Origin of the sequence: Enterococcus sp. PF1-24 (assembly GCF_029893325.1) — a bacterium.
GTDB lineage: Bacteria > Bacillota > Bacilli > Lactobacillales > Enterococcaceae > HY326.
On sequence record NZ_JARXWL010000052.1, the window covers coordinates 1 to 9,545 of the forward strand.

Below are 9,545 nucleotides of genomic sequence, written 5' to 3' on the forward strand. Positions count from 1 at the left end.
AGGGACTTTTTGGTATAACCTTTTGTTTTCCACCCGCATAGCAGGTGGTTTTCTGTTTCGCTCGTTTCACTCACTCAACTGACTAAAGTCAATAATAAAAACCCTTGAATAATCAAGGGTTTCAATCTCTTTAGATAACGTATGTTTATCTTCTGATTTCTTTGATACGAGCTGCTTTTCCGTGTAATGCACGTAAGTAGTACAATTTCGCACGACGAACTTTACCGTAGCGAACCACTTCAATTTGAGCAACACGAGGTGTATGAACTGGGAATGTACGTTCCACGCCAACACCGTTAGAAATTTTACGTACTGTATAAGTTTCGCTGATACCAGCACCGCGGCGTTTGATTACAACACCTTCGAAAAGCTGGATACGTTCACGAGTACCTTCGACAACTTTCGCATGAACGCGAACAGTGTCACCAGGGCGGAACGCTGGAATGTCTGTACGTAATTGTTCTTGTGTTAATTCTTGAATTAATGGATTCATTTTATCCTTCTCCTTATTCCAAACATTCATAAGATGATTAATCCCAGCGGAACATCGTAATAGATGAGTGATTTTCACTCACCATAAAATATTAACACATTTTAGCAGTTGCTGTAAAGGAAATTTTCTTGAAAGCTGTAATTTCAACCTTATTTTCCCTAAAATTGTCATTTCTAATTTTTTTGTTATAATTTATTTAAAAAGGAGATTGTTATGACGGTTGAAATTAAAGATTTAACAGTTGCTGACCTACCGCAACTTTGGCAAATAGAACAGGCAATATGGACAAATGATAATGCACCTAATTTAAATGAACAACTAACTTTTGCTGACTATCAAGAAAATACTTTAAAACAAACTATTCTTGTTGCAAAAGAAGGCGATCAAGTATTAGGCTTTATTAATTATCATCATCCTAGTAAAATGGCTGCTCATTCTAAGCAATGGATTTTGGGAATTGGAGTTGCTGCTGAGGCACAAGGTAAAGGAATTGGTGCTAAATTGATAACTGCTTTAATTGAAAAGGCTAAACAAGAAGGCATTAAAAAGATTTCTTTACGAGTAATGGAAACCAATCCTCGAGCAAAAGCTTTTTATTTACGGAGGGGCTTCCAGGAAGAAGGCTTTTTGAAAAACGAATTTTGGCTTGATAATCATTTTGTTGGTGATTATTATCTGGCTTACTATTTAGATTAAACAAATAAAAAAACTTATGAAATCTAGTTACTTAGTGATTTCATAAGTTTTTTATTAATTAAAATTTACGGCCACCACCGCCAAAGGATCCGCCACCACGAGAGTGGGTTCCACCGCTTCCACCGCCATTATTGCTTGGCTTCGGAATTCGACGCGTCCTGACGAAAGAATTCACCAAACGATCATTGCGCCCAGTTAACTCTAATTGGCTGTTTTCCCGATAGGCATAACGATAATCTTTAGCTTTCAACTGATATTTTGCATTATTATAAATGAAAAAGCCACCACCAGCTAAGCTAGCCAAAACTAACCCAATAATTAATTCCAGTAGAGAAATTTGTTTTTTATAAATAATTTTACCTGTTGATGAATCTACTTGATAATTTTTATTAGGAATACCGGCTTCAATATATTCCGCATTTCGCTGAACAAAAATTTCGGCCGCCCCATAATAATTAGCAACGGTCATTTCTTCATACATTTCATCAAGCATCTCGTTCAAACGTTTAGAAGTAATATAATCAATCATATTACCGGAAGTCGAAACATAAATTTCTCTTTGACTCATGTTAATTACTAAAACCGACGCATTTTTATTAGCGCCAACTTTCGTTAATAAATAATCATCTGCGAAATCTGCCACTTTTTGCTGACTATCATCGGTAGTGATCACAAAAAGATTGCCTTTAAATTGCGGGTTCACCTCTTCAATCGCAGCACTCAGTTGAATAATTTCATCGGGGTCAAAAAGGCCAATTCGATCTTCTACATTGCTTGCAGCAGCGACAACCGGCTTTGTCAAAACGATTCCGAAAACCAGCAATAAGCCACTAAGCAAGAAAATAAGCTGCTTTCTCATATGAAATAGCCTCCAATCAAACTAAGGATTAAAACAGCTAAGAAAATCCCCCCGCTAACTAAAGCAAGTTTACGATAATCAATTGGTAAAATCCCACTTATTTTCCCGGTTTGACCGTTCATAGCATAAAAATAAAATTTATCAGAAGAACGTTTATTGCGATAAGTTAAAATCCAAACAGGTAATAGTAGATACTCTTTTTCAGTTGAGGTCGTTGAAATATTACTATGAACATTAGTCAGGCTTGTATAGCCATTCACAGTCTCTCGCAATAAATCTTGACTATATTTTTGCAAATCTTGATTGACTTCTTTTTCAAGCTGCTGAAATTCAATATCTCTTTTTTCTGCTTGAAAACCGGCTAAATATTGCGATTTAAAAGGAATCGCTTTTTCTAACGGAAAAGGTTGCACCATATGCACCATTTTTTGTGGCGTATTTTTTGATAAGGCGTTTTTGACTAAGTTTTTAAAGTTTAAACGACCTGAACGTTCCACATCAAAAACTTTAGTTTCAGTATATTCAATCTCGCCCACTCGCCAAACACGAATTGAGGTACCAGTTGCGGACATTTGTCCTGTAAGATCTGCTTCCACGTTCCAGTAAGGAAAATACACTCCTGTTAATTTTTCAATTTGTTGTTTATTAAAAAAGGCTTTGGGTACGAACCATTTTTTATTGGTCCAAGCTAAAAACTTTTCAACGGCTTCTTCTTTTTCGATTGCAAAAGGTAAAACTTTATTAGGTAAAAATTCTCCGGATAAACGTCCTGAAAGTACCACCGGATTATGGCAATAATAGCAATAGGTTGCTGCTGTGGTTGCGTCTGTTACAATTTCAGCACCGCAACTAGGGCAATTAAATAATTGCATTTCGCTAGATTCAGCTGCAACAGACTCTTCTTTGACAGCTTCTTGATTAGGAACTTGGCTTTCCAGCTGTTTTTCTTCAAACTGACTGACTTCTGCTTCTGTATAAATATTTAAACAGTAATCACAATGAAATTTTTGATCTTCGGGGTTGAAAGTTAACGGGCCACCGCAGTTAGGACATTTATGGGTAAGAACTTCCATTACTTTTTTCCTCATCTTTTCTCAGTATATTTTTTGTAAGAAAATAAGCTGGGATTTAAATAGCTAGTTCAAAGCTTAAATCCCAGCTTATTCATTGAAAGTTAAATCTATTTAGTCCAAAGGTACAGCTTTAAATGGTTTACCGCAATGTGGACAGAATTTTGGAATACCTTCTGCTAAGTTGACAACTTCACCACAGTCGTTACATTTCATTTCTAATTTTGCTGCTTGATTTGCTACAGGTTTTGCTGTACCACAATCCGTACAGAACTTCCCAGTATTTTGTGTTTGACAATTTGGGCAAGCCCAGCTATCAGTTGCAGGTGCTGCAGGTTGTTGGTTATTCTGCATTTGTTGTTGATTGGTTTGCGCGGCTTGATTTAAGTAGCCACCAGTTGCATTCATTCCCATGCCCATACCGACAAAACCAGTTGTTGCGCCGGCATCATTTTTACCAGCGGCTTCTAAGCCACGAGCGATTGAACCTTGCATATAACCTTCACGAACGTTAGCGTCCCCTAACATCGCACCTTCATTACGCATATTAATTAAGCGTGTAGAATCGTCAGTATAAGAAATGCTCGCCACACCAACAGAAACAATTTCCATTCCGCGAGTTTCTTGCCATTGTTGATCTAAAACGTTACTCATATATTGACTTAGTTCCATACTTTTAGAAGGAATGTATGAAATTCGTTGGCCATCAGCTGACATTTGATTAATCGCTGTTTGTAAAGCTGTTAAAAACTCTGAAAGATATTGTTGGTTAATGTCTTTAATATCTACTCGATCCATATTTCGTGGAATCGCATTAGCGTAAAACATAATTGGATCAGTTATTTTAATTGAATAACTACCATGGGCTCTTAAGAAAAGTTCAGCATTATAAAAGTTATCAAAATAATTGATTGGTGTAGCTGTACCAAATTTAATGCCTTTAATTTCTTGCAAATTAATATAGAAAACTTGTTGTTTTTGTGGCGTTGAACCACCGTATTTAAAACGTTCAAAAGTTTCTGCAATCGCACCTTTCATATTGCCATTAAACATTGATGGCGCAGAAGCATTTTGAACTGTGTAGTAACCTTCTTCAGCTGTGTAGTCGATAACTTTGCCGCCATCTACTAACAACATCATCGTATTCGGATAAACATGAACAACTGAACCATCAGTAATGACATCTGAAGTACCTTTTCTGTTACCATTACGTTTTTCATCTTTTCTGACAATGACACCTTTAGTAAAGACCGTCGTATCACTCATATCATCAGGTTCGATGACTTCTAACCATTGGTCGGCTAAGCCACCACTAATTGCATTTGCTGCTGATTTAATTAATCCCATGTTAAATCCTCCTATTTATTTTTTCAGCTATCTTTCAATAGCCACACTTTTTTTATTACTTAATTTATTTTTATTATACCATATTTATTTTAACAAATAGATACGACTAAAGACGGATTATCAGAAAAGTGGAGAGTGTTGCTCTGCACCTGAGTAAAGCGCAAGAACAAATTATAGCGGTGTTTTTCTAACGCGAATTTTTTCTTCACTTTATCGAGCGGTGTAAACACTCGCAGCTAGACACCAAGAAAAGCGAAGCGAGCTCGTTTAGCTCCCGAGCAAAGTGCAGAATTAAATTATAGTGGCGATTTCTGCCACGAATTTCATTCTTACTTTGCCGAAGGGAGTTAGCTCGCGTAGCTAGACACATAGAAAAGTGGAGTGGCTTGTTCTGTACTCTATAAAAAAATCTGGACACTTAATTAAAAGTCTCCAGATTTTATAAATCGTTATTCGTTTATTTCTTCACGTTTAATCTCAGCAAGTAATTTTTCCATCTCTTTTGTTAATTCTAAATTGGCTAACATATCTGGTCGGCGTAAATAGGTCCGGCGTAAAGATTCTTTTAGCTGCCATGCTTCAATTAATTTATGATTGCCATTCATTAAAACAGCTGGTACTTCCATTCCATTAAATTCAGCCGGCCGGGTATATTGCGGATGCTCCAACAAACCAGTTGAATGGGAGTCGGTTTGTGCAGAAGTTTGATTCCCTAAAACTTCTGGCAGCAAGCGTACGGTGGCATCAATCATCACCATTGCTCCTAATTCTCCGCCAGTTAAAACATAATCCCCCAAGGAAACTTCATCGGTTACCAAGCTGCGAATCCGTTCATCATAGCCTTCATAATGACCACAAATAAAAATCAGATGTTCTTCTTCTGCGAATTCTTCCGCCATGGATTGATCAAATTTTTTGCCAGCAGGATCTAATAAAATAATTCGCTTTTTAGTTGCTGGTGACTTTCTTTCAATGGCTTGAAGATTATCATAAATAGGTTGGACTTTTAACAACATACCTGCTCCGCCACCGTAAGGATAATCATCCACACTTTGATGTTTGTTATCAGAAAAATCACGAAAATTAGAAACATTGATTTCTAACAACTCTTTTTCAACTGCTTTTCCAATAATTGATTCACCCATCGGCCCTTCAAACATTCGCGGAAAAAGCGTTAAAACATCAATCTTCATCATCCAACAACCCTTCTGGAATTTCCACCAATACTTTACCTGCTGCCAAGTCAATTTCCTTGACGACAGATTCAATATAAGGAATTAAAGCATCTTTTTTCTTTGGTCGTTGAACCACCCAAACATCATTGGCACCAGGTGATAAAATTTCTTTAACCTTACCAATCGCTTGACCGCTCTCATCTTCTACTGTTAAACCAATAATTTCATGGTAGTAAAATTCATTAGTCGCAAGCTCCGTAAGGTCTTCTTTGGCAATTCGTAAAATACCATCGCGATATTTTTCAACATCATTGATACTCGGATGATTTTCAAAGCTCAAAATATCAAAGTTTTTATGTTTACGGTGCGTTTTAATCGTTAACTCAATTGGTGCTTTTTTTTCTTGAAATAATGTTAACACTTTTCCTTTTTGATAACGTTCTTCAGGAAAATCAGTTGATGAAATAACTCTAACTTCACCTTTCAAACCTTGAGTGTTCACGATTTTTCCTACATTAAAAAATTCAATCATCTATTTTTTTCCTCACGATTTCTTTTAATTATTCATTGAAACGGCCATTTTAATAGCTGAAATGGCATCTTGATGACAAACGGTATAAACCACATTTTCTGCTTGCCAACGAATTTGCGTTGCATACATATCAGATATTACTAAATCAATATTGATTTGACCATCAGTATTTGGTGCTGGTAAAGCGACTGTTTCTAAAAATTCAACAATCTCTTGGCCTTTTACCACTGGGTCTTGGCCGTCAATGTTGCTAGCTCGTACACTAATCACCCAATTGCCTTCTTCCCAAACTAAATAGGCAGAACCAGCGCCACCTTCACGATAGCCTGTGATACCATGACCTAAGTCAACTTCAGAAGCGCCTGCTGCAATTTGCTTACCAACCATTTCTTGGGCTGCTTCAGGCGATTCAAGGACTTCTTTATAAAAAGCGGCAAAGGGTGTTTCGGCGTGTAAGTTATCCGCATTGACATCATATTTTTCATCTAAAGCATAATAAAGTAAAGCTTCATTTTGCTCTTCAACATTCGCCACAACATTTAAGTTTTTCCCTGCTTCATAAGGAACTTCGCTAGGAAATCGGCTGTCAGGGTAAACCACAGCCAATTCAGTTAATAAATCAGCTAGTTGCTCATTATCATAGTTAATTACAACTTCCTCACTACTTTCAGTGCTCATCGTTGAGGCGACTGTTTCAGAAGCTGCGGTTGAAGAACTAACCTCAGTTGCTGCATTATCTTTAGCACAACCAGCTAATAAAAATAAACTAGCCAGCGCAATTATTTTCTTTGATTTCATCTTACTTTTCCTCCTATTTCACTAATTCAAGTATCCCTTTTATTATCCATGATTTAGTTAGATTAAACAAGCAGAAAAGTTATGAAAGCCATCAAGCTAAGAAAAGTTTAAAAATTCGCTTTTCTGAGAAAAAAGAAAAAGCATCCAGAATTGGATGCTCTAATTTTTAATTTTTGCCATCTAAAATGTTTAAACGGACTTTTTTCGGTCCATCTGTTCGTACCGCATAAACAATTGTCCGAATTGCTTTCGCAACCCGACCTTGTTTACCAATAATACGACCAATATCTTCAGGAGCAACAGCTAAATTATATTCAAAAAATTCATCTGACTCCACGATTTCTAATTGAACCTGATCTGGATGAGTAACTAAGGGACGAACGATTGTTAGAACTAATGTGCTCAAATCTTTCATACCAAATCACCCTATTTCTTTTCGAATTTAGCTTCGTGATGTTTTTTCATAACGCCTTCTTTTGAAAGAATGTTACGAACAGTATCAGAAGGTTGCGCACCTTTAGATAACCAATCCAACACTAAATCTTCTTTTAAAACTACTTCTGCAGGGTCTTGCAAAGGATTGTAAGTACCTACAGTTTCGATAAAACGTCCATCACGAGGAGAACGAGAATCAGCAACAACGATACGGTAAAAAGGTTTTTTCTTAGAACCCATACGTTTTAAACGGATTTTAACTGCCATTATTAAATACACCTCCATTAAATTTAATCACAAGAGTTAGTTTAACAGTTTTTAATTTGCTTGTAAAGAGTTTTTTCTTGACACCTTACTTTTTTTGCAAAAAAACTTTTATTTTCTAAATCACTTGAGCTTTTTTCCTGCTGTGATAAAATAAAAATACCTTGGCAGGGGCGTAGTTTTATATGCTCGCAGCAAATGACTGAAGTTTTACTTTAGTTGTTTGCTGCTTTTTTTAGGCAAAGTAATCATATTGATTAAGTGTCTGAAATCCTAAACTTACATATAAATTTTTCGCTGGTAAGTTGTCTTTCTCTACTTCTAAATAGATAGGTTTCGTCGTTTTATTCAATTGTTGACAACAAACTGTTTGTAAAACTTGTCTACCAATGCCCTGTCCCCGGAAATCTGGATGTACAACAAAACCGTAAATGCCGATATTTTCAGGACTTTCTTCAAGTCGCAAAGTCGCAATAATTTGCTGATTTTTCCGATAAAGCCATGTTTTTAATAAATCGGCTTGAGGAATCTCCAATTCTGCATCATCAGTCCCCCATAATTTTTGAATGGCAGGCTGATCTGCTAACGTGGCTTTTTCCATTAAGATTTCAGCTTGTTTAGTAGTTGTTAAATGTTGTTGCGTGACTGCCATCGCTAACTCAGAAAACTGATACTGATAACCAGCTTCTTTTAAAAAGTCACAAACTTCACTTTGTTGACGGTCTACAACAAACAATATTTTATTTGTTTCTCGCTTAATTAATTCCTCTTTGACTTTCGTAATTAAGACTGGCAAGCAGTCTGTGGTTGTTGAGAGGACAAGCGTTCCTTCAATTTCTTCTGGACAGTATTGACTAAGAAGCAAATAACCCACAATTTTTTCTGCTTGATAGACGATAAAGTGATAATAAAGAAAAGCGGGCACTTCATCAAAAACTTGATAATCAATTTTGAAACGGCAATTAGTAGCCGCTTCCGTTTCTTTTATAAAAGTTTGAACTTGCAGTTTTTCTGCGGCTGTTAACTGTTCCTGAATAACAATATTCAATAAAATCCTCCATTCAAAATTTGCTAAGTTGTTTTGGCTCAGTATAGCATATCAAAATCAGAGAACCAATGATTTTCTACCTTTCCTTGTGCTATAATTTAAAGCAATTATAATGGAAAATGGAGTTAATAACCATGGATGATGCAATTCACGCTTTAATTCAAACTAACCTAAACAAATATTCTGAAATCATTGCCCCTGCTATTCTTCAACAACTTATCAACGTCGACAATCCTATCAAAATTCCTAAAGGTAAGATTATTTCTTCAGAAAATGAAGCTTTCTTTTTATTATCTGGCATTTTACGGGGATTTTATCTTGATTCTGAGGGAAATGATATTACTTATCATTTTATTCAAGAAAATCAAAGCTATGGGTCAGATTTTTTGACAACCGACAAACCACAAATCTGTAGCTATGAAGCCCTAGAGGATTCGCTAGCGTTAACTATTAATTTAAAAATGTTAAAAAAACTTATGCCTGAGAACAATCAGCTATTATGGCTCTACATTCAGATGCTAGAAAAATCTTTAAAACAAAAAATGCTTCGCGAAACTAGTTTAGTGACTAAAAATGCCAGTCAACGTTATTGCGATTTAATCACGGAACATCCTAATATTGAAAAACGCGTGAATCAAATTCATATCGCTTCTTATTTAGGAATTACAGCCGTTTCTTTAAGTCGGATTCGCCATAATATCCGAGAAGAAAATAAATCTAGTTATTAAAAAATAAAAGGGGCTGTGACATAAGTAAATTATGTTCGTAGTTTCAAAAAAAAGAAATTCTATGAAAACCATTATGGTTTTGTGGGATTTCTGTTTTTTT

General features: G+C 35.9%; 12 protein-coding genes. 2 read left to right on the forward strand and 10 right to left on the reverse strand.

Annotated elements, in window-relative coordinates:
- Positions 1-145: 145 nt before the first annotated feature.
- Positions 146-493, reverse strand: a complete 348-nt coding sequence (gene rplS, locus M2139_RS13785; protein WP_265456693.1) for a 50S ribosomal protein L19 — start codon at positions 491-493, stop codon at positions 146-148.
- 213 nt (positions 494-706) lie between these two features.
- Between rplS and M2139_RS13790 the strand changes: the two genes are divergently transcribed.
- Positions 707-1,189, forward strand: coding sequence for a GNAT family N-acetyltransferase (locus tag M2139_RS13790; RefSeq protein ID WP_280739434.1), 483 nt, complete (start codon positions 707-709; stop codon positions 1,187-1,189).
- Between the two features lie 58 nt (positions 1,190-1,247).
- Here M2139_RS13790 and M2139_RS13795 read toward each other — a convergent pair whose 3' ends face one another.
- The 9 genes from M2139_RS13795 to M2139_RS13835 all read right to left on the reverse strand — a co-directional run bounded on the left by M2139_RS13795 (position 1,248) and on the right by M2139_RS13835 (position 8,717).
- Positions 1,248-2,048, reverse strand: a complete 801-nt coding sequence (locus M2139_RS13795) for a TPM domain-containing protein (RefSeq protein ID WP_280739433.1) — start codon at positions 2,046-2,048, stop codon at positions 1,248-1,250.
- Positions 2,045-3,121, reverse strand: coding sequence for a TFIIB-type zinc ribbon-containing protein (locus tag M2139_RS13800; protein ID WP_280739432.1), 1,077 nt, complete (start codon positions 3,119-3,121; stop codon positions 2,045-2,047). Before M2139_RS13800 ends, M2139_RS13795 begins: the two co-directional genes overlap by 4 nt.
- A gap of 111 nt (positions 3,122-3,232) precedes the next feature.
- Complete coding sequence (locus M2139_RS13805) at positions 3,233-4,465, reverse strand: SPFH domain-containing protein (RefSeq protein WP_280739431.1); 1,233 nt, start codon at positions 4,463-4,465, stop codon at positions 3,233-3,235.
- A gap of 449 nt (positions 4,466-4,914) precedes the next feature.
- Positions 4,915-5,658: a tRNA (guanosine(37)-N1)-methyltransferase TrmD gene (gene trmD / locus M2139_RS13810; RefSeq protein WP_280739435.1), complete on the reverse strand. Its 744-nt coding sequence runs from the start codon at positions 5,656-5,658 to the stop codon at positions 4,915-4,917.
- Entirely contained in the window at positions 5,648-6,172 is a 525-nt protein-coding gene (gene rimM / locus M2139_RS13815; protein ID WP_280739430.1) for a ribosome maturation factor RimM, read from the reverse strand. Before rimM ends, trmD begins: the two co-directional genes overlap by 11 nt.
- Positions 6,173-6,196: 24 nt before the next feature.
- Positions 6,197-6,970, reverse strand: coding sequence for a hypothetical protein (locus tag M2139_RS13820; RefSeq protein WP_280739429.1), 774 nt, complete (start codon positions 6,968-6,970; stop codon positions 6,197-6,199).
- Positions 6,971-7,136: 166 nt separating this feature from the next.
- Positions 7,137-7,385 carry a KH domain-containing protein gene (locus M2139_RS13825; RefSeq protein WP_280739428.1) on the reverse strand — a complete coding sequence of 83 codons (249 nt, stop codon included), beginning with the start codon at positions 7,383-7,385 and terminating at the stop codon, positions 7,137-7,139.
- An 11-nt stretch (positions 7,386-7,396) separates the two neighbouring features.
- Positions 7,397-7,672, reverse strand: a complete 276-nt coding sequence (gene rpsP / locus M2139_RS13830; protein ID WP_280739427.1) for a 30S ribosomal protein S16 — start codon at positions 7,670-7,672, stop codon at positions 7,397-7,399.
- Between the two features lie 232 nt (positions 7,673-7,904).
- Positions 7,905-8,717, reverse strand: a complete 813-nt coding sequence (locus tag M2139_RS13835; protein WP_280739426.1) for a GNAT family N-acetyltransferase — start codon at positions 8,715-8,717, stop codon at positions 7,905-7,907.
- A gap of 134 nt (positions 8,718-8,851) precedes the next feature.
- Between M2139_RS13835 and M2139_RS13840 the strand changes: the two genes are divergently transcribed.
- Positions 8,852-9,445, forward strand: coding sequence for a Crp/Fnr family transcriptional regulator (locus tag M2139_RS13840; RefSeq protein WP_280739425.1), 594 nt, complete (start codon positions 8,852-8,854; stop codon positions 9,443-9,445).
- The last annotated feature ends 100 nt before the right edge of the window (positions 9,446-9,545 follow it).

Bases quoted from the DNA above. Each gene is read 5' to 3' on its own strand.
- rplS (WP_265456693.1), bottom strand. From the start codon at position 493: ATGAATCCATTAATTCAAGAATTAACACAAGAACAATTACGTACAGAC.
- M2139_RS13790 (WP_280739434.1), top strand. From the start codon at position 707: ATGACGGTTGAAATTAAAGATTTAACAGTTGCTGACCTACCGCAACTT.
- M2139_RS13795 (WP_280739433.1), bottom strand. From the start codon at position 2,048: ATGAGAAAGCAGCTTATTTTCTTGCTTAGTGGCTTATTGCTGGTTTTC.
- M2139_RS13800 (WP_280739432.1), bottom strand. From the start codon at position 3,121: ATGGAAGTTCTTACCCATAAATGTCCTAACTGCGGTGGCCCGTTAACT.
- M2139_RS13805 (WP_280739431.1), bottom strand. From the start codon at position 4,465: ATGGGATTAATTAAATCAGCAGCAAATGCAATTAGTGGTGGCTTAGCC.
- trmD (WP_280739435.1), bottom strand. From the start codon at position 5,658: ATGAAGATTGATGTTTTAACGCTTTTTCCGCGAATGTTTGAAGGGCCG.
- rimM (WP_280739430.1), bottom strand. From the start codon at position 6,172: ATGATTGAATTTTTTAATGTAGGAAAAATCGTGAACACTCAAGGTTTG.
- M2139_RS13820 (WP_280739429.1), bottom strand. From the start codon at position 6,970: ATGAAATCAAAGAAAATAATTGCGCTGGCTAGTTTATTTTTATTAGCT.
- M2139_RS13825 (WP_280739428.1), bottom strand. From the start codon at position 7,385: ATGAAAGATTTGAGCACATTAGTTCTAACAATCGTTCGTCCCTTAGTT.
- rpsP (WP_280739427.1), bottom strand. From the start codon at position 7,672: ATGGCAGTTAAAATCCGTTTAAAACGTATGGGTTCTAAGAAAAAACCT.
- M2139_RS13840 (WP_280739425.1), top strand. From the start codon at position 8,852: ATGGATGATGCAATTCACGCTTTAATTCAAACTAACCTAAACAAATAT.